Annotated in this window: 13 protein-coding genes; 11 read left to right on the top strand and 2 right to left on the bottom strand. The window is 66.7% G+C overall.

Annotated elements, in window-relative coordinates:
- The first annotated feature begins 51 nt into the window (after positions 1–51).
- From INR38_RS03515 to INR38_RS03500, 4 genes are all read left to right on the top strand, one after another.
- Entirely contained in the window at positions 52–882 is an 831-nt protein-coding gene (locus tag INR38_RS03515; protein WP_239972959.1) for an ABC transporter ATP-binding protein, read from the top strand.
- Positions 883–895: 13 nt separating this feature from the next.
- Positions 896–2,740: an AMP-binding protein gene (locus tag INR38_RS03510; RefSeq protein WP_207442584.1), complete on the top strand. Its 1,845-nt coding sequence runs from the start codon at positions 896–898 to the stop codon at positions 2,738–2,740.
- A gap of 9 nt (positions 2,741–2,749) precedes the next feature.
- Positions 2,750–3,538 carry an enoyl-CoA hydratase-related protein gene (locus INR38_RS03505; protein ID WP_207442583.1) on the top strand — a complete coding sequence of 263 codons (789 nt, stop codon included), beginning with the start codon at positions 2,750–2,752 and terminating at the stop codon, positions 3,536–3,538.
- A 99-nt stretch (positions 3,539–3,637) separates the two neighbouring features.
- Complete coding sequence (locus INR38_RS03500) at positions 3,638–4,825, top strand: acetyl-CoA C-acyltransferase family protein (protein WP_207442582.1); 1,188 nt, start codon at positions 3,638–3,640, stop codon at positions 4,823–4,825.
- Between the two features lie 60 nt (positions 4,826–4,885).
- On the opposite strand, the gene INR38_RS03495 is transcribed toward INR38_RS03500, so the two are convergent.
- On the bottom strand, positions 4,886–5,932 hold the full coding sequence (locus INR38_RS03495; protein WP_207442581.1) for a recombination-associated protein RdgC: 1,047 nt from the start codon (positions 5,930–5,932) through the stop codon (positions 4,886–4,888).
- A gap of 310 nt (positions 5,933–6,242) precedes the next feature.
- Between INR38_RS03495 and INR38_RS03490 the strand changes: the two genes are divergently transcribed.
- Positions 6,243–6,797 carry a Spy/CpxP family protein refolding chaperone gene (locus tag INR38_RS03490; RefSeq protein WP_207442580.1) on the top strand — a complete coding sequence of 185 codons (555 nt, stop codon included), beginning with the start codon at positions 6,243–6,245 and terminating at the stop codon, positions 6,795–6,797.
- A 175-nt stretch (positions 6,798–6,972) separates the two neighbouring features.
- Positions 6,973–7,635: an acyloxyacyl hydrolase gene (locus INR38_RS03485; protein ID WP_207442579.1), complete on the top strand. Its 663-nt coding sequence runs from the start codon at positions 6,973–6,975 to the stop codon at positions 7,633–7,635.
- 1,549 nt (positions 7,636–9,184) lie between these two features.
- Here INR38_RS03485 and dinG read toward each other — a convergent pair.
- On the bottom strand, positions 9,185–11,359 hold the full coding sequence (gene dinG, locus INR38_RS03480; RefSeq protein ID WP_207442578.1) for an ATP-dependent DNA helicase DinG: 2,175 nt from the start codon (positions 11,357–11,359) through the stop codon (positions 9,185–9,187).
- Between the two features lie 811 nt (positions 11,360–12,170).
- On the opposite strand from dinG, the gene INR38_RS03475 reads away from it, so the two are divergent.
- From INR38_RS03475 to INR38_RS03455, 5 genes are all read left to right on the top strand, one after another.
- Positions 12,171–13,319, top strand: a complete 1,149-nt coding sequence (locus INR38_RS03475) for an efflux RND transporter periplasmic adaptor subunit (protein ID WP_013799937.1) — start codon at positions 12,171–12,173, stop codon at positions 13,317–13,319.
- 21 nt (positions 13,320–13,340) lie between these two features.
- On the top strand, positions 13,341–16,454 hold the full coding sequence (locus INR38_RS03470) for a CusA/CzcA family heavy metal efflux RND transporter (RefSeq protein WP_199958649.1): 3,114 nt from the start codon (positions 13,341–13,343) through the stop codon (positions 16,452–16,454).
- Positions 16,441–17,898, top strand: coding sequence for a TolC family protein (locus INR38_RS03465; RefSeq protein ID WP_207442577.1), 1,458 nt, complete (start codon positions 16,441–16,443; stop codon positions 17,896–17,898). The genes INR38_RS03470 and INR38_RS03465 overlap by 14 nt, the downstream gene beginning before the upstream one ends.
- A gap of 231 nt (positions 17,899–18,129) precedes the next feature.
- Positions 18,130–18,834, top strand: coding sequence for a response regulator transcription factor (locus INR38_RS03460; protein WP_017407046.1), 705 nt, complete (start codon positions 18,130–18,132; stop codon positions 18,832–18,834).
- A gap of 4 nt (positions 18,835–18,838) precedes the next feature.
- Complete coding sequence (locus tag INR38_RS03455; protein WP_088166403.1) at positions 18,839–20,245, top strand: HAMP domain-containing sensor histidine kinase; 1,407 nt, start codon at positions 18,839–18,841, stop codon at positions 20,243–20,245.
- Positions 20,246–20,327 lie beyond the last annotated feature (82 nt).

The following is a 20,327-nucleotide window of genomic DNA, read 5'->3' as shown; positions in this document are numbered from 1 at the left end:
CCTGATGCACGCCATAACCAACGTCGCGGGCTCCACATGCGCAGTGAAATTTTGAAGGCAACCCCAACCAACGCAGAGACTGCAAGCGTCCTCGAAATCAACAACATCGAGGTCATCTACAACAAGGTCGTGCAGGCCCTGCGGGGCCTGTCGCTGGCCGTGCCGCGCGGCCAGATCGTGGCCCTGCTGGGCAGCAACGGCGCGGGCAAGAGCACCACGCTCAAGGCCGTCTCGGGGCTGCTGGCGCTGGAGGACGGCCTGCTGGCCAGCGGCAGCGTGCGCTACAACGGCCAGTCCACCGCGCAGTACGCGCCCCAGCAGCTGGTGCGCCTGGGGCTGTCGCATGTGATGGAGGGCCGGCGCGTGTTCGAGGACCTCACGGTGGAGGAAAACCTCGTGGCCGCCACCTACGCGCTCACGGGCCGCAATCAAGTCAAGCCCGACTTCGACCTGGTCTACAGCTACTTCCCGCGCCTGCATGAGCGACGCAAAGGCCTGGCCGGCTACCTGTCGGGCGGCGAGCAGCAGATGCTGGCCATTGGCCGCGCGCTGATTGCCGAGCCCCAGCTCATGCTGCTGGACGAGCCCTCGCTGGGCCTGGCGCCGAAGCTGGTGGAGGACATCTTCACCATCATCGCGCGCATCAATGCCGAGCGCGGCACCTCCATGCTGCTGGTCGAGCAGAACGCCACCGTGGCCCTGGCCGTGGCGCACAGCGGCTACATCATGGAGAACGGCAAGATCGTCATCGACGGCCCGGCCGAACGCCTGGCCCAGGATGCCGACGTGCGCGAGTTCTACCTGGGCATGGGTGGCAGCGGCGAGGCGAAGAGCTTCCGCGATCTCAAACACTACAAGCGCCGCAAGCGCTGGTTGTCCTAGCCTGGGAACGCACATGCAAGCCCTTCCCGAACTCACCCTGCCCCAGATGCTGGCCGAACGCGCGCGCAGCGATGCCCGGCGCGTGGCCATACGGCAAAAGGACTTCGGCATCTGGAAGCCCACCAGCTGGGCGCGCTACCACGAGCGTGCCAGCCACTTCGGGCTGGGCCTGGCACAGCTGGGCCTGCCGCCAGGCGGCCACATGGGCGTGATCTCCGAGAACCGCATCGAGTGGGTGCTGGCCCAGATGGGCGCGGGCCTGATCGGCGCCATCACCGTGGGCGTGTACCCCACCAGCCCCACGCCCGAGGTCGCCTATGTGGCGGGCCATGCCGATGTGGACATCATGGTCTGCGAGGACCAGGAGCAGACCGACAAGCTGCTGGCCGCCCTGCCCCAGCTGCCGCGCCTGAAGAAGATCATCGTCATGGAGACCAAGGGCCTGCGCAGCTTCGCGCCGGAGGTCCGCGCCCTGATCGCCACCTTCGACGAGGTCGAGCGCCTGGGCGCCCAGGCTGCCCAGGCCGCCAGCCGCGCCCCCATCGAACAGGCGCTGGCACGCCAGACGCTGGATGACGTGGGGCTGATGATCTACACCTCGGGCTCCACCGGCAAGCCCAAGGGCGCCATGATCACCTACCGCAACATCCGCGGCGTGGTGCCCGGCATTGCCGAGCGGCTGGGGCTGGACGGCGGCACGCGCCACCTGTCCTACCTGCCGCTGTGCCACGTGGCCGAGCAGATGCTGACCAGCTTCGTGCCCGTCTACCTGGGCTCGCAGGTGCACTTTGGCGAGTCCATCCGCACGGTGCAGGAAGACCTGCGCGAAGTCGCGCCCAACATGTTCCTGGGCGTGCCGCGCATCTGGGAGAAGCTGCATGCGGCCATCAGCATCAAGATGCAGGAGACCGGGCCGCTGCGCCGCGCGCTCTACCGGCGCGCCATGGCGGCCTGCGCGCCGCTGGCCGAAAAGCCCCGCAGGCAGTGGAGCCTGGCCGAGCGCCTGGCCTGGGCCGCCAGCTACTGGAGCGTGCTGCGCGCGCTGCAGAACTTCATCGGCCTGCGCGAGACACGCGTGGCGCTCACCGGCGCCGCGCCCATACCGCCCGACGTGGTCCGCTTTTTCCGCACGCTGGGCGTGCCGCTGATCGAGGTCTACGGGCTGACCGAATCCACGGGAATGGTTACCGGCCACCGCCTGGACGACGTGGCCGTGGGCACCGTGGGCGTGGCCACCGAAGGCGTGCAATGGCGCATCGCCAGCCATGGCGGCCAGCCCGGTGACGAAGGCGACGGCAGCGGCGAACTCCAGATCAAGGGCGACATGGTTTTCGCGGGCTACTACAAGAACCCCGAGGCCACGGCGCAAAGCCTGCAGGACGGCTGGCTGCACACGGGCGACGTGGTGCGCGTGCAGGGCGGCCAGCTGCGCATCGTGGACCGCCTCAAGGACATCATGATCACCGCCGGTGGCAAGAACCTCACGCCCTCGGAGATCGAGAACACCATGAAGTCCAGCCCCTTCATCAAGGAGTGCATCGTCGTCGCCGAGGGCCGCAAGTTCGTGGGCGCGCTGGTGCAGATCGACTACGAGACGGTTGGCCAATGGGCCCAGGCGCGGCGCATTCCCTTCACGCATTTCCGCTCCCTGGCCGAGATGGCCGAGGTGCGCGCGCTGATCGATGCCGAGATCGCGCAGGGCAATGCCCGCCTGGCCCAGGTCTCGCATGTGCGGCGCTTCCATCTGCTGACCAAGGAACTGGACCACGACGATGGCGAAGTCACGGCCACGATGAAGGTGCGCCGCTCGTCCATCTACAAGACCTACGCCGCCGAAATCGACGCCCTGTACCACTGATCCGCTCCCATGACCGACACGCAAGACACCCCGCTGCTGCTGCACCGCGAAGGCGCCATCGCCACGCTGACCTTCCACCGCCCCGCCGCCCTCAACGCCATCGACGTGCCCATGGCGCTGGCACTGCGCGACGCCGTGCGCACCCTGGCCCAGGACCGCGCGCTGCGCTGCGTGGTGCTGAACGGCGCGGGCCGCGCCTTCATGGCGGGCGGCGACCTGGACACGCTGGCCGCCGACCCCGTGCGCGGCGCGGCCGAGCTGCTGGCGCCGCTCAACGAGGCCGTGGCGCTGCTGGGCCAGCTCGATGCGCCCGTCATCGCCAAGGTGCATGGCGCGGCGGCAGGCGCTGGCCTGTCTCTGATGCTGCAGGCCGACTTCGTCTACGCGGCCGAGGGCACGCGCTTCAACCTGGCCTACATCAACCTGGGCGCCAGCTGCGACGTGGGAGCCTCCTGGGCGCTGCCGCGCATCGTGGGCCTGCGCAACGCGCTGGAGATCGCCATGCTGGGCGAGACCCTGGACTGCGCCCAAGCGCAGCGCCTGAGCCTCGTCAACCGCGTCCTGCCGCCCGCCGAACTCGACGCCGCCGTGCAGCAGCTGGCCCAGCGCCTGGCCGCCGGCCCCACGGTGGCGCTGGGCCATATGCGCCGCCTCATGCGCGCGGGCCTGGACCGCAGCCTGCGCGACCAGCTGGCCGCCGAGGCCTGCGCCTTCGATGCCTGTGCGCGCACGGCCGACCTGCCGCGCGGCATTGCGGCGTTCCACGCCAAGCAGACGCCGCAATTCGAGGGGCGTTGACCTGCGCCCGGAACTGACGCCGAGGCGGCTGCGCTGCCTGCCGCCTGCCCGGCACAATGCACTCCATCCCCCGTGTTCATCGCTTCGAGGAGCTTCACCATGACCCCACGCGACGTCTTCGTCGTCGGCACTGCGCGCACCGCCATCGGCACCTTCGGCGGCAGCCTCAAGGACGTACCCAACACCCAGCTGGCCACCACGGCCGTCAAGGCGGCCATCGAGCGCGCGGGCCTGGCGCCCGACGCCGTCGGCCACGTGGTCATGGGCAATGTGATCCCCACCGATACCAAGGACGCCTACCTCTCGCGCGTGGCCGCCATCGATGCGGGCTGCCCCATCGAGACGCCGGCCTTCAACGTCAACCGGCTGTGCGGCTCCGGCCTGCAGGCCATCGTCTCTGCCGCCCAGGCCATTGCGCTGGGCGACTGCGACGTGGCCATCGGCGGCGGCAGCGAGTCCATGAGCCGCGGGCCCTACTTCGACCAGGCCGCCCGCTGGGGCGCGCGCATGGGCGACGCCAAGAGCATCGACTACATGCTGGGCATCCTGCACGACCCCTGGCAGAAAATGCACATGGGCATCACGGCCGAAAACGTGGCCGAGCGCTACCACATCAGCCGCGAAATGCAGGACGAACTGGCGGCAGCCAGCCACCAGCGCGCGGCCGCTGCCATTGCGGCAGGCCACTTCAAGGAGCAGATCGTTCCCGTGGAAATCGCCACGCGCAAGGGCGTCGTGGTCTTCGATACCGACGAGCATGTGCGCGCCAGCACCACCATCGAATTGCTGTCCACCATGAAGCCCGCGTTCCGCAAGGAAGGCGGCAGCGTGACGGCCGGCAATGCCTCGGGCATCAACGACGGCGCCGCCGCAGTGGCCCTGGCCGCAGGCGATCGCGTGGCGGCCCTGGGACTGAAGCCGCTGGCGCGCCTGGTGGGCTACGCACATGCCGGCGTGGACCCCGCCTACATGGGCATAGGCCCCGTGCCGGCCACGCAGAAAGTGCTGCAGCGCACAGGCCTGAAGATTGCAGACATGGACGTGGTCGAGGCCAACGAGGCCTTCGCGGCCCAGGCCTGCGCCGTGATCCAGCAGCTGGGCATGGACCCGGCCAAGGTCAACCCCAACGGCTCGGGCATCTCGCTGGGCCACCCCGTGGGTGCCACGGGCGCCATCATCACCACCAAGGCCATCGCCGAGCTGCAGCGCACGGGCGGCCGCTATGCGCTGGTGACCATGTGCATTGGTGGCGGCCAAGGGATCTCGGCCATCTTTGAAAGAGTCTGAGCGCCGCCTGAGCGTGGCGATGTTTCACATGAAACATCGCCACCGCAGCCGCCTGCCGGCTTAGAAAGGCGCTTCTTCAGGCGCCGTATCCACGGGCGCCAGGGCCGGCCCCGTCAACGCACCACGGCCCGAGGCCGCTGCACGCGGTGCCGCTTGTGTCGCTGTAGGATTCTGGGCAGCGGGCGTCTGAAGCGATGCCGGCAGATCCTGGCCCAGGCCCGTGCGCCCTTCCCCGCCCAGTGCCTCGATCAGATCGGGGATGAGCCGGGACAGCTCGCCCGTGGCAATCGCCACATCGGCATCGAAGCCGCCGTCGTCCTGCGACTGGCCTTCCATCACGGCATCGAGCAGCGCGATCTTGCGGATCTGCAGACCCTCGGTCAGCACAAAGCTCACGCGGTCATCCCAGGTCAGCGCCAGGCGCGTGGGCAGCTTGCCGTGCTCGATATGCTGGCGCACCTCGTCGATGTCCAGCGGATGGCGCGCATAGCGCACCACGGCCTTGGATTCGTCGGCGGCCTTGAGCTCGCATTCGCGGTCAATCGAAAAGCCGGCCGGGCTTTCCTGCGTGGTCAGCCAGTGCGCCATGGCGGCCTGGGCGCTGGTCTGCGTATCGACCAGGGCCAGCGCAAAGCCAGTGAGGCCCTCCACCAGCGAGCTGACCACCTCGTCGGCGCGCGCCTGGCTGCCCGTGTCCAGCACCAGGGTGCGGGCCTGCGGGTCCAGCCAGACCCACATGGCGCCCTGCTTGGTGAAGGCCATGGGCAGCAGGTCCAGCTTGGCCTCGTCCTTGAGTTCCTTCTTTTCCTTCTTGCCGGGCTTGCGGCCTTCGGTGGCCTCGATGTGGGCAGCCTTTTCGTTGACGCGGCGGTTGAGCACGCTGGCCGGCAGCATCTTGGCCTCGGTCATGAAGCGCATCACCCACTGATTGGCCACGGACTCGGCCAGCGGGCCATGGGGCTCGCCGCGCGGCGGCACCCAGCCGGCGCTGCGCTCCTGCGTGGCGCCGCACTCGGCAAACGGGCTCTTGCCCAGGGCTTCTTCAAGCTGCTGCAAATCGCCCTGCCAGCTCTCGGCAATGCGATAGACGATCATGTTTTTGAACATAGCGAACCTTTGCTCGGACGGACTGCGGCTGCGCCGCAGCAGGGGTGTGCAACACCGGGCTGCGCCGCCTCCATCCAGAGGGAGAAAACAGAAAAAACAGCAGGGGCGCCATGCCTTGGCGCCCCGCCCGGTCATTGTGCATGCCTGGCACCGGACGGCGCTGCACAAGCTTGTCAATTCTTTACAAGCCGTGCGCAAAACCTCACTGCCCCGATACATCGGACGACCACACTTCAATCATCCGCTGCACAGGGCTCGCCAAGTGCCTTGACGGCGGCCTTCAGTCACCCTCTCCAGAAAGGATTTTGGAATGACCACCACCTTCCGCCGCACCCTCGCCAGCGCCGCCGCTGCCACCGCCTTGCTGGCATCGTTCGCCCTGCCCTCGTACGCCCAGACCGCCGCGCCGGCAGCTCCCGCCGCCGCCGCTACCCCCACAGCGCCCAAGCCCGATCGCTCCATGCACAAGAACGGCGACCGCAGGGAGCACATGCAGCAGCGCATCGCCAAGCTCAAGGCCGACCTCAAGCTCACGCCGGCCCAGGAGACCGCATGGAACACCTATGCGGCCACCTTCAAGCCCGGCGAGCGTCCCCAGCGCATGGAGCGCGAGGACTTCGCCAAGCTGACCACGCCCCAGCGCATCGACAAGATGCGTGAAATGCGCGCCCAGCGCGCGGCCGATGCCGATCGCCGCGGCGAAGCCACCAAGGCCTTCTACGCCCAGCTGGACGCCAGCCAGCAAAAGACCTTCGATGCCGCCACGCTGCACAAGGGCCACCCCGGCCACCACGGCATGGACCACGGCCCGCGCCATGACCACAGGAGCGGCCAGGCCCGCCCTGCCCCGGCACCCGCCCAGTAAGCAGCCACCTGGCCTGCCCGCCCCCAGCGGGCAGCCGGATTGCTTGCGTCAGCCCTTGCACGGACGCCTTGTCAGGCGGCCGACAGTGCAAGGGCTTTTTTGCTGACTCCCCGATCTTCCCCGGACTGCCTAGAGTGGAACAGGCACAGCATTGTGTGCTGCCCCGGAGAAGATCATGGCCCCCAAAAACACTCAAACGACGCCATCCAGCTGCCAGAACCACGCAACGGCGCGCAAACATCCACCAGAACGTTCAGGGCGACCAGAGCGACCAGGACGACCCGGAAGTTTTGCCGCCGTGCTGCTGGCCGGTGCAGCGGCCGTCCTGCCCCTGGCGGCGCAGGCGCAGTCCACGCCGGAATCCTCCCCCTCCATGTACCTGCAATACGGCGCGGCAGAGCACAGTGCCGACGCCTGGACCGTGGGCGTCACCGTGCCCTGGCGCAACTGGCGCCATGCGCTGTGGGGCGGCCAGCTCAGCGGCTACTGGGATGTCTGGGGCGCCCGCTGGTCGGCGCCGCTGGAGGGTCGCGATCGCGGCACCTGGGTCATCGGCGTGAATCCCACCGTGCGCTGGCGCCCCAGCAACGGGCAGTCGCCCTGGTTTGCAGAAACCGGCGTGGGCCTGAGCTGGGCGCTGAACCGTCGCTACGTCACGGACGAGAAGGAATTCCCCACGCGCTACAACTTCGCCACCCATATCGGCGTGGGCTACCTGTTTGGCAGCCAGGGCCAGCATGAGCTGGTGCTGCGGCTGGAGCACCATTCCAACGCAGGCATCAAGAAACCCAACCCCGGCGAAAACTTCCTGCAGCTGCGCTACGCCCACCATTTCTGATCACGGTTGCGGATCCCGGCAAGACCACCTTCGAGGTGGTCTTTTTTTGTCCTCAACCACCCTGTGGAAAAACCTGGGCATAAAAATCTCGTAAATCCATGCTTATCCACAAGGAGGATGCGCCATGGAAAGTTGTGCCCAAAACGTGTGCAGCAGCGAAGCAGCATCCACCACAGGGTTTGAAGTGTCTTAAGTTGTTGATTTTTATAAGACAAATTCAGTTATCAACAATTAAGCACTTCACTTACTACTACTACTAATTAAAAAATAAGAGAGATAGGAATAACAGCCAAGGACGGTTTTTCACAGCGGCAAGACCGTTCTGGATAAAAAAAGGCAGCCGGTCCATCAGGAAAAACGGCCTGTCAACAGGTCACAGCACTGCCAGACCATGTGCTCATCCATGTCTGGCAAGCCTTGTTTCCACCTTGATAAACAAAAAAATCCTTTTAGATCAACAACTTGAAGTTCAATAAAGGAAAAAATGCACCTCGCACAAAACTGTGGATAGATGAAGACCAACTCAACAGTTATCCACAGAAAAAATCGAAACAGGCAAACTATCCCCGTTCGGGAGACACCGGGAACAGGGCTTTGATCACATGTTTTTCAATCGGGCAAGACATTGTTTTTTTTGAGGAATAGGGAGTTATCCACAGAGATGTCATGCCTCTACTACTACGACTATTCTTTATAAGAAGATCAAAGAACAACCGAAGGGGAAGTCACGCGGGAAGCGAAGGCCGAACGGTTTTTCAAAAAAACAGACGTGCCAGGTTGTCTGGAGCCTGGGCATGTCCAGACGAGGGACTGCTCCAGCGAAATTGGCGCGCCTGTGTTCAAAAAATTCCGGATCGGCTCGCGCGCCATGGCCGTATGCACGAAGAAGCACGAAGACAAGACTTCCTCGCGGCCTCGCAGGAACGCTGTGGAACGGGCGCTTTTCCACAACGGGCTGTGCACTGGACGTGGAAGACTTCAGGAAAACGCGGCCTGCCAGGCGGACGCAAGCGGATGCGCCAGAGGCAGTGTTCGGCCATTCAAAAAAATTCAACCCCTTGTTGCCGGCCTGCAAGAGGACTGCGCATCCAGATCAGGAACAGCAGATCCAGTCCAGGCAAGGGCAATCACGAAAAGTGATGGCTGCTGGCGCACCAGGGCAAGAGGATGTGAATCAGCCCGAGCGCTTCAGCGGCCTGCAGAGGACCGTGGAGGCTGGGCAGCTGTCAGGCCCTGGGTTGCCCGCGCAAGCGCGTCCTGGGCGTTCCACAGGCCTGTTGGAGGGGTCTGTTGGCGGGTATGGCCGGGCCGGGGAGCAGGCACGGTCTGCGAGATTCAGCGGGATCCGGGACCGTGCTGCAGAGGGCATGTAGGGAGATGCGGGAGCCGGGAAATACAGTTGCCCACAGGCTGTGTGCAAGTGGCCTGTGGGCAATCGGCAAGCTCGCTGATTGAAAAAATCAGCCGTGATCAATGACTTGCGTATGCAAGGGAATGCAGTGGCGACAGGGTGCTGCCTGTTTTTCGCATGCTTTCCACAGGGTCCAGCTCAGCGTGCCGGGCGGCGCTGCAAGGCAAAGGGCGGCAGGCCTTTGAGCAGCTGCTGGCCATAGCTCGTGTTCACCAGGCGCCGGTCATAGCAATACACATGGGCCTGGTCTTCCTCGGTGCGTATGGCGCGGCCCACCCACTGGGCCAGGCGGATCGCCGTGGCCGGCACCACCAGCTCATTGAAGGGGTTGCGGCCGCTGCTGCGCAGCCATTCGGCCCGGGCCTCGCCCACGGGGTCGTCGGGCGGGGCAAAGGGCAGCTTGGTGATGAACAGGGACTCGCACAGCGCGCCGGGCAGGTCCAGGCCCTCGCCGAAGGACTGCATGCCGAAGATGATGGACGGCTCGCCCATCTCCACGGCATCGCGGTGGCGGGCCAGCAGCAGGGCGCGGGGCATGGCCGTCTGCACCAGCACCTGCGAGCGCATGGCCGTGGACAGCGCATCGACCGCCAGGCGCATCTGCTCGCGCGAGGTGAACAGCACCAGGGCGCCGGCCTGCACGTGGGACAGGTCGCCCAGCAGCGCGTCCACCATCTCCTGGGTGAAGCGGGCGGCCTCCTTGGGGTCGGCCACGGTTTCGCGCGCCACCAGCGTGCCCTGGCGCGCGTAGTCGAAGGGGCTGGGCACTTCCAGCGTGGTCACGGCCGCATCGTCGTGCAGGCCTGCCTCGCGCAAAAAGAAGTCGAATTGTCCACAGCTGGTCAGGGTGGCCGACGTGAGCACGGCACCGCGCACCTGGGACCACAGATGGTGGCGCAGCGTGGCACCGGGCAGGATGGGGCTGGCATGGGCCTTGACCACGATGTACTCGCCATCTGTCTCCAACGTGAACCATTTTGCATTGGGAACGCGGCTACTGTCGTCATCCTGCGCTGGCTGTTGCATCAGCAGCTGGGCCGTGTCATAGACGGATTCCAGGCGGGGAGCCAGTGCGCCAACCTGTGCATAAGCTGTAGACAGCCTGCGTGCTTCCTCTGGATTGTCCTTGATGGCGGCGCGCAGTGCCTTGGAGATGGCGCGCAGCGCATCCAGAAAGCTGTTGGCATGGTGGGCGGCCTTGCCCAGAGGCTCCAGCAGGGGCTCGGGCAGCATGCCTCGCGGTGCGCGCACCCGCGCCGGCCCCCAGCTGTCCTTTTGTGACTTGAGCGTATCGCCGTACAGCTCCATCACCAGGCGCGCCAGTTCCTGCAGCTGCTGGCGCAGCTGGCTGGCATGGGCTGGAAGGTCTGCCAGTTCTTCGACCTCGACCATAGTGTTCACGCGCAGGGCGCGGCTGGTCAGCTTGTCTATCCAGCCCAGGCGGCTCAGGTCCATCTCGCCGGCGAATTGGCCCAGCGCCGTGGCGGGCAGATGGTGCGCTTCGTCCAGCACCAGCAGGCAGTTGTCCAGTTCGGGCAGCAGCCGCGCGCCCAGGGACGACAGCAGCAGATCGTGGTTGGCCACGATGACCTGGGCGGCCACCAGGTCCTTGCGGCGCTCGTAGTAGACGCAGTTGCTGAAGGCCGGACAGTGCTTGCCGGTGCAGGACGAGGATTCGGCCGCCACGGGGCTCCAGGCCTCGGCCTCGGGAGGGGTTTCCAGAGAGTCGCGGTCGCCGTCCCAGGCCTGGGACGCCAGCGCGTTGGCCATGCTTTTGTAGAACTGCATGCGCGCCTCCAGCTCCTGGGCCGGGCGTGCCACGCGGCTTTGGGCCTGCGCCTTTTCTTCGGCGAACAGATCGTCCAGATCCTCGTCCTGGGCCTCGCCGGTGCTGGCCAGCCGCTCCAGCTTGAGCTTGCAGACAAAGCGGCCCCGCCCCTTGGCCAGCGCGAATTTGAAGGGCTGCTCCAGCTGCTGGGCCAGCGCGGGCAGATCCTTGTTCACCAGCTGTTCCTGCAGGGCGACGGTGGCCGTGGAAATCAGCACCCGGGTGCCGCGCGCCAGCGCCATCGAAATGGCGGGAATGCTGTACGCCAGCGATTTGCCCACCCCCGTTCCGGCCTGCACCACGGCAATGGACCGGGTGGGCTCCGGTGCGCCCTCATCGATTTTTCCCAGCTGGGCCTGGCTGAAGGTTTGCGCGATCTGGGCCGCCATTTTTCGCTGCCCCTCACGATTTCGGAACCCTGGGATGGCCCCGACCACGTCATCAAAGGATTTCAGGGCCTGATCAGCCCATTTTTTTTCATGCATTTCGGCGTGTTTTGACCAAATGGATCATCTTGGTCCATCTGTTTATAAAGATTCGTACAGTGATATGTATTAAATAAGATGCGAAATCTTATGAAATACAGCGCACAAAGCGCGTTTTTCGTATGCCGTACAGCCTACAAGCTGCCCGTCATATGGATCACTGAACCCGCCAATCGCATGTGTGCACAGGTGGGTATCGGTCACCGGGATGGACATCTGTCCACCGGCTGTTCCTGGATTGTTCCCATGGCCGTTGATGGCCATGCGCGTAGCCGCATCCACAGTCTTGCCCACAGCGGCCAGGGTGCTCGGCCTGTGATCAATCCTGTGTGCATGTTGTTGGCATGCTTGTGGATTGATTGGGTGATTGTCGCCATTCACCGTTGATTTGCAACGGGTTTTTCATGGGTTCAGGTTCCCCGAGATTTCCAGAAGACGGTGGAAGTTGTCACCACTGTGGAAAACAGGGCCTGTGCAGATCTTTGGCTTTGCAGAGTAAGTTTTTCCCCGGGATATCCACAGGTCTGCGGCCGCTGCAGCTGCTGCGGCTGGGGCCTTGGTGCACCGCCAGGCGGCAGGTCCGCGGCGGCGCAGCGGATCGCGCTGGTTCTCGAAAAAGCGCAGGCGATCCCTGCCGGGAAGCGGGCCTCGGCCCCCGGGCGCCGGCCCAGGTACGCGAATGTCTTACCAAACGGTAATGAAGGCTTCACGCACGCAGGAAGATGCGTTTTCTAGCATCTGTTTCATCTCAGGAGACAAGGGTCGGCTCGCTGCAGTCCCTGCGCTCCAGGCATGGATTGAAGGGGCAAGAATGATCAAGACATTTGCGGGCCTGCCGAAGGCAGCCCGGTTTCCGGCGGCATCGGCATGCGCTGTCATCGCCGTGGCCTGCCTTGTGGCGGGCTGCGATGCATCCAAGGCATCGGCACAGAACGAACCTGCCGTGCAGGCGCCCGCGCCGGCCGGCGTGGTGCGGGTCAAGCCCGAGTCGCTGAAGATGCTGGACATCGCCGTGGTGGCCGATCCGCAGGGCACGCAAATGGCCTGGGCGCCCGCACGTGTGGCCTTTGCCGAGGACCGCGTGGCCACCGTCTCGGTGCCGCTGGCCGCGCGCGTGGTGTCGGTTCGTGCCCACGTGGGTGACATCGTCAAGGCCGGCGACGAGCTGGCCACCCTGGTCAGCCCCGAGGCACTGCGTGTGCGCTACGAGGTGGAAGCTGCCCGCAGCGCGCATGACGTGGCAACCGTGGAAGTACGGCGCCAGCAGACCATGGTGGACAAGGGCGTGGGCGTGGAAGTGGATCTGCGTGCGGCCCAGGCCAAGCTGCGCGAGTCGGCCCAGGAGCTGGCGCGTGCTCAGGGCACGTCGGCGCTGCTGGGGCAAGGTGGCGGCGACCGGCTGGTGCTGCGTGCGCCGCGCGCCGGCGTGGTGGCCGAGCGCAAGGCCGTGGTCGGCGCCTCGGTCGAGCCCAGCGGCGAGCTGTTCCTGATCGGCGATCCCGCCGCCATGAACGTGGTGGCCGATGTCTTTGAAAGCGATCTGCCCGGCATCCGCCTGGGCAGTGCCGTGCAGGTCGATGTGCCGCAGCTGCCCAAGCCCCTGACCGGCACGGTGCGCCACCTGGGCGCCACGCTGGACAAGGAGTCGCGCCGCGCCTCCGTCATCGTGCAGCTCGATGCGCAGAACCCCGTGCTGCGTTCCGGCATGCAGGCGCGCGTGGGCCTGCAGGTCTCCAACGAGCACGAGATGCTGATCCCCGTGACGGCCGTGCTCATCAAGGATGAAAGCCGCAGCATCGTCTTCGTGCAGACCGGCGAGCAGCAGTTCGAGGCCCGCACCGTGGTGCTGGGCCGGCCCTCGCGCGGCATGGTGCCCGTGGTGTCGGGCCTGAAGTCGGGTGAAAAGATCGTCGTGCGCGGTGGCCTGCTGCTCGACGGCGCAGCCAGCCAGCTGCTCTGATCGCGGCCAGGAGACTCATCAATGCTGCGTTCCCTGATAGCGTTTGTGGTGCACCGGCGGCTCGTCGCCCTGTGTGCCACCCTGATCATCGCCATCTATGGCGTGTATTCATACCTGCACACGGCCATCGAGGCCTATCCCGATGTGACCAATGTGCAGGTCGGCGTGATTGCCCAGGCGCCGGGCCTGGCCCCCGAGGAGGTGGAGCGCCAGATCACCCAGCCGCTGGAGCGCGAGCTCAACGGCACGCCGGGCCTGGTGTCGCTGCGCTCGGAGAGCTACTTCGGCCTGGCCATGATCAACCTCGTCTTCAATGACGATGCCGACAGCTTCCATGCGCGCGCCGAGGTGTCGCAGCGCCTGCCCCAGGCCAATCTGCCCGACGGCGTCACGCCCGAGATGGCGCCCGACTACACGCCGCTGGGCAAGATCTTCTACTACCGCCTGAAGAGCGACCGCCACACGCTGGCACAGCTGCGCACCGAGCAGGAATGGCGCGTGGTCCGCACCCTCAAGCAGGTGCAGGGCGTGGCCGACGTGGTCAGCATCGGCGGCTTCGTCAAGGAGTACCACGTCGAGGTGGATCCCGAGAAGCTGTATGCGCTGGGCCTGTCGCTGGAAGACGTGAGCGATGCCCTGTCCAAGTCCAACCGCAACGTGGGCGGCGGCCTGATGCGCCGGGGCGAGCAGTCGCTGATCATCCGCGGCATCGGCCTGCTGCGCACGCCGCAGGAGATCCAGGGCGTGGTCGTGGCCATGCGCGGCAGCGCGCCCGTGACCATTGGCGACGTGGCGCGCGTGGTGCAGTCGCACACGCCGCGCCAGGGCTCGGTGGGCATGGACGATGCCGACGACGTGGTCCAGGGCATCGTGCTGCTCAAGCGCGGCGAGAACCCCTCGGTGGTGCTGGACCAGATCCATGCCAAGGTGGCCGCGCTCAATGACGGCGGCCTGCCCGAGGGCATGCACATGGAGACCAACTACGACCGCTCCGATCTGGTCGGCCACACGCTGGGCACGGTGCAGCACAACCTGCTGTTCGGCGCCACGCTGATCGTGGGCGTGCTGTGGCTGTTCCTGCGCAGCCTGCGCGGCTCGCTGATCGTGGCCACGGTGATCCCGCTGTCGCTGCTGGTGGCCTTCATCGGCCTGCACCTGCTGGGCATGCCGGCCAACCTGATCTCCATGGGCGCCATCGACTTCGGCATCATGGTGGACGGCGCCGTGGTGCTGGCCGAAAACATCATCCGCAACGCCCGCCTGCGCAAGCCGCAGACGCAGGCGGACATGCGCCACATCATCATCGACTCGGCCGTGGCCGTGGCCAAGCCCACGCTGTTCGCCATGGCCATCGTGATCGCGGCGCTGATCCCCGTGTTCTCGCTGGAAAGCATCGAGGGCCGCATCTTCCGTCCGCTGGCCATGACCTACAGCTTCGCGCTGCTGGGTGCCCTGGTCTTCGCCATGGGCCTGGTGCCGGCGCTGTGCGCGCTGTTCCTCAAGCCCCAGCACGTGATGGTGGAAGAGCCCAAGATCTTCGACCGCGCGCACCACGGCTACCAGCACTGGATCGGCACCCTGCTGGGTGCCGGGCGCCGCCGCGTCATCGTCATCGTCGGCTCGCTCGCCATCCTGGTGGCGGCCGGCCTGTCGGCGGCCTGGCTGGGCACGGAATTCCTGCCCGAGCTCGATGAGGGCGACGCCTACGTGCTGGTGCAGATGCCCGCATCGATCTCGCTGGAAAAGGGCCAGGAAGTGCTGCGCGACGTGCGCCTGCGCCTGAAGACCTTCCCCGAGGTGATCACCGTCACCACCGAGCAGGGCCGGCCCGAGTCCGGCACCGACAACGAGACGCTGAACCTGGCCAAGGTTCTGGTGCGCCTGAAGGGCCACGGCGAATGGCGCAAGGGCCTGACCAAGCCCCAGCTCATCGAGCAGATGCGCGCCACGCTGGGCGAGATTCCGGGCGTGTCGTTCAACTTCGCCCAGCCCATCCGCGACAGCGTGGAGGAATCGACGTCCGGCGCGCGCGGCCAGGTGGTGCTCAAGGTCTTCGGCCCCGACATTCCGCAGCTGCGCGCCATCCTGCAGCAGACCGTGGACCTGGTGAAGGACATCGATGGCGTGGTCGATCTGGGCCTGTACCGCGATGCGCCTGCACCCCAGGTCCACGTGGAGTTCGACCGCCAGTCGCTGGCGCGCCAGGGCATTGCCATGGAGACCGCGCAAAAGACGCTGGAGGCGGCGCTGGCCGGCAACATCTCCACCACGCTGTGGGAGGGCGAGTACCCCGTGCCCGTGCGCGTGCGCCTGCCCTATGTGGACCGCATGGATGAGGAGCGCATCCGCAACATCGCCATCCCGCTGCCCAATGGCGCTGCGGGCGGCTCGGTGCCGCTGCATTCGGTGGGCCAGGTCGCCATCAAGATCGGCAACTCCTCCATCTTCCGCGAAGGCAATGCGCGCTACATGGCGCTCAAGTTCAACGTGGAAGGCCGCGACATCGGCTCCGTGGTCAAGGACACGCTGGCCACGTTCAAGAAGAACGTGAAGATCCCCGAGGGCTACCAGGCCGTCTGGGGCGGCGAGTGGGAGAACCAGCAGCGCGCGGCCGCACGCCTGAAGATCGTGGTGCCGCTGTCGCTGATCATCGTCTACGCCCTGCTGTTCGGCGCGCTGGGCCAGGCGCGCAGCGCCGGCATCATCTTGCTGTGCGCGCCCTTCACCATGGTGGGCGGCATCGCGGCCCTGCACTTTGCGGGCATCGAGCTGTCCATCAGCGCGGCCATCGGCTTCATTGCCTTGCTGGGGCAAGTGGCGCTGGCCGGGCTGCTGGTGATCTCGGCCGTGGAGGAATTGCGACGGCAGGGCATGCCCATGATGCAGGCCCTGGTCGAGGGCGCTGCCGAGCGCATGCGCTCCATCGTGCTCGTGGCGCTGCTGGCGCTGCTGGGCCTGCTGCCCATGGCACTGTCCACGGGCGTGGGCAGCGAGACGCAAAAGCCCTTCGCCTCCGTGATCGTGGGCGGCATGGTGGTGCTGCCCCTGGTGGCCCTGGTGCTGCTGCCCGTGCTCTATGCGCTGCTGGGCCCCAAGAACATGTTGACGCAGGAAGAACTCGATGAAAAAGAGTGATAGCCCCCTGAGCGGCTTCGCCGCTTCCCCCTCTCGCTTCGCGGGGGGGACGACGCCCTCGCCGCGAGGCGGCTCTAGCTCGGCGTCCCTGGCTTTTGGTCGCGCCGGTTTTGCAGGCAGCGCCCGTTATCGGGCCCTGTTTGTGGCTGTGGCGCTGTGCTGGGGGGCGGGTTCTGCGCTTGCGCAGCAGGCTGCACCCGCTGCACCCGCTGCACCCGCTGTACCTGGCGGGGCGGCTGTGCCGGCCATCACTGCGGCGCCTGCCTCCGAGGTGGCTCCGGCGGCTGCGCCGCAGCAGCCGGTGGGGATGCAGGAGTATCTGCAGATGGTGGTGCGCAACCAGCCCCAACTGGCGGCGCAGCGGCTGCAGATCGGGATTGCGCAGGCGGACAGCCGCACGGCGGCGGCCTTTCCCAATCCCACGGCGTCGTACAGCAGCAAGCCGGGCGAGAAGCAGTGGGGCATCGAGCAGCCGCTGCCCATCTTCGGCCAGCGGCGTTTGCGCATGGAGAACGCGCGCAAGGGCGAGACGGCGGCGCGTGCCAATGTCGAGGTGGCCGTGGCCACCACGCTCAACGATGCAGCCACGGCCTTCATCGACCTGCTGATGACGCAGCAGCGCCTGAAGGTCTGGGAAGAGGCGCAGGAGTCGCTGAACGGCGCAGGCAATATCGTGCGCGGCCAGATCGAGGCCGGCGCGCGCAGCCGCTATGACGGCGCGCGCCTGAGCCTGCAGCAGGCCCAGATGGCCATGCAGGTCAGCCAGGCCCAGTCGGACTGGCAGGACGCCGCCTCGCACGCCGCCGCCCTGGCCGCCCTGCCCCAATGGGCGCCGCGCGCCACGGGCAGCCTGCAGGCCGTGCCCGTGGGCCAGCTGCTGCACGAGCAGGAGCTTTGGGAGGCCGCGCGCCTGCGCCTGCCGGCCCTGGTGGCCGCCCAGGCCGAGCTGGACCAGCTGCGCCACAAGGTCGAGCTGGAACGCCGCGAAGCCCTGCCCACGCCCAGCGTGAGCGTGGCGCGCGTGCGCAACCGGCTTGACGGCAACTACAACCAGATCGGCGTGTCGGTGGAGCTGCCGCTGTTCGATCGCCGCGAAGGCCCTATCGCGCGTGCCCAGGTGGAGGCCGAACAGGCCCAGTTGCGCTACGACGCCGCGCTGATCGAGGCGCGTACCGAGCTGCAGCGCGCTATCAAGCAACTGAAGCTGCGCCGCGATGCCGTGCGCGCCTACGAAAAGCAGGGCCTGGCGCAGATCGCGCCGCTCAACCAGATGGCCCAGGACGCCTACAAGCTGGGTCAGGGCTCCATCCTGGAGCTGATCGATTCGCTGGGATCGATCAACGAGCACCGCCTGGAGCACCTGGACCTGGTCAAGGAAATGATGCTGGCCGAGTGGCAGGTGCGCGTGGCCAGCGGCGATCTGCCGATGTGGGCAGCGCCCTGAGGCGCTTGACGCCCTTCCCCTCCTGCTGTGCGGGAGGAGCGGTCGGACCCTGGGTGGCACCCCGCGGTGTGCCTGGTCCGGATCACGCCAGTTTCATGCGGTGCGATGCCGCGCAGCGCAGCCCAAGGCTGAAAAGAGGTGGTAAACATGCCGGCACCCCCACCGATCTCGGCGGAGTCTGGCGCGCCGTATAGTGTCTGCCTCAGTTTCGAGTCAGGCCCTGCCGCCCGCATGTACCGCTATCTCATCATCGAAGACGACGCGCTGAACGCGCGCTACATCGCCGAAGGCCTGCGCCAGCAGGGCGCGCAGGTGGCGGTGTGCAGCGATGGTGTGCAGGGCATCGCCATGGCCGTGGGCGAGAGCTGGGATGTGATCATCCTCGACCGCATGCTGCCCAACGGCTTCGACGGCCTGCAGATCCTGCAGACGCTGCGCTCCATGGGCAAGCAGACGCCGGTGCTGGTACTCAGCGCCCTGTCGGCCACGGACGAGCGCGTGCGCGGCCTCAAGGCCGGCTGCGACGACTACCTGACCAAGCCCTTTGCCTTCTCCGAACTCTCGGCGCGCCTGGAGGCCCTGGTGCGCCGCGCCCAGATCCCGGCCCCTGCGCGCGAGATGCGCCTGGCCGACCTGCGGCTGAACCTGCTCACGCGCAGCGCCGAGCGCGCGGGCCAGCCGCTGGCCCTGCAGCCGCGCGAGTTCCGCCTGCTGGCCTTTCTGATGCAGCACGCGCACCAGATCGTCACGCGCACCATGCTGCTGGAGTCGGTGTGGGACTACCGGTTCGACCCGCAGACCAATGTCATCGACGTGCACATCAGCCGCCTGCGCGGCAAGGTTGACAAGGGCTTCGAGCCTGCGCTGATCCACACCGTGCGCGGCGTGGGCTACAGCCTGTCGGACCGGCCGCAGGACCTGCCGCAGGTGGCCTGATCCCATGTCGCTGGCCAAGCCCTGGAGCTCCACGGCCTTCCGGCTGGCGCTGACCTACGGCGTGCTGCTGGTGCTGACCATGTCCATCGTGCTGTCGGTGTTCTACGTGCAGACCGTGGGCGTGCTGCGCATGCGCATGGACCGGCAGGCCGAGAACCACATGCGCCGCCTGGTCGAGCACCGCGACAAGTACGGCGAGCCCGCGCTGGAGGCCGAGATCCAGCAGACCCTGCTGGACGGCGTCAACACCGATACCGAAATCCTCATCCTCATGGATGGCGACGGCAATCCCATCATCGGCAACGCCGACGTGGTGCCCGCACGCCGCCTGACGGAGATGGGCGTGCGCGATCTCAAGGTGCGGCGCAACGGCCGCATCATCGCGGGCCGCGTGGCCGTGGCCCAGCTGTCCGACGGCAAGCTGCTGGCCGTGGGCAGCGACATGCAGGTGCAAAGCGATGTGGAGGAACTGTTCGGCCGCGCAAGCCTGCTGGCCGGCCTGGTGGCCCTGGGCATGGCCGTGCTGGGCGCCGGGGCCTTCCGGCGCGTGGTGGAAGAGCGTGCCGCCGACATCCGCAGCACCATGGCGCGCGTGGCCACGGGTGACCTGCGCCAGCGCATTCCGGTCACGCGCCGCGACGATGAGTTCACGCTGCTCAACCGCGACATCAACACCATGCTGGACCGGCTCGAACTGCTGATGGACGGCATACGCCATGTCTCCAACACCATCGCCCACAACCTGCGCACGCCGCTGACGCGCATCCTGCTGCGCCTGCGCAATGCCCAGCAGGCCACGCCCGAGGAAAAGAACGAGACGCTGGCGCTGGTGGCCCAGGAAGTGGCCGAGCTGGGCGTGGTCTTCGACAAGCTGCTGCAGATCGCCGAAGTGGAAAGCGGGGCCAGCCGCAAGAACTTCGCGCCCGTGGACCTGCGTGCCCTGCTGGTCGACGTGGTGGAGTTCTACGAACCGCTGGTCGAGGACGCAGGCGGCGTGCTGCGCCTGGAGGTCGAGGGCACGCCCATGGCGCTGGGTGACGGCGACCTGCTGGCCAGCGCCGTGGCCAACCTCGTGGACAACGCCATCAAGTACGGATCACTGCCCGACAGCGACCACGGCGCCGACATGCTGCTGCGCGCGGGCGTGGCCCACGAGCACGGCATGGACGGCGGCGCCTGGGGCGTGGAAATCATCGTCCAGGATCGGGGGCCGGGCGTGGACGCGCAGACGCGCGAGAAGATGAGCACCCGCTTTTACCGCGCCGAATCGGACCGCGAAGGCTATGGCCTGGGCCTGGCCAGCGTGCTGGCCATCGTGCAGCTGCACGGCGGCAAGCTGGGCTTCGAGAACATGCATCCGGGGCTGCAGGCGCGCATCTGGCTGCCGGGCTTGCCTGGCAACTCCCCCTGAGCGGCTTACGCCGCTTCCCCCTCTCTACCCGCTTCGCGGGGGAGGGGGACGACACCCTCGGTGCGGGACGGCCCTTCCTCGG

It is taken from the genome of Delftia sp. SD018, from assembly GCF_017355445.1.
GTDB classification, from domain to species: Bacteria; Pseudomonadota; Gammaproteobacteria; order Burkholderiales; family Burkholderiaceae_C; genus Comamonas; species Comamonas acidovorans.
The sequence above is the reverse complement of the archived record's forward strand: the minus strand, read 5'-3'. Positions and strand labels throughout refer to the sequence as shown.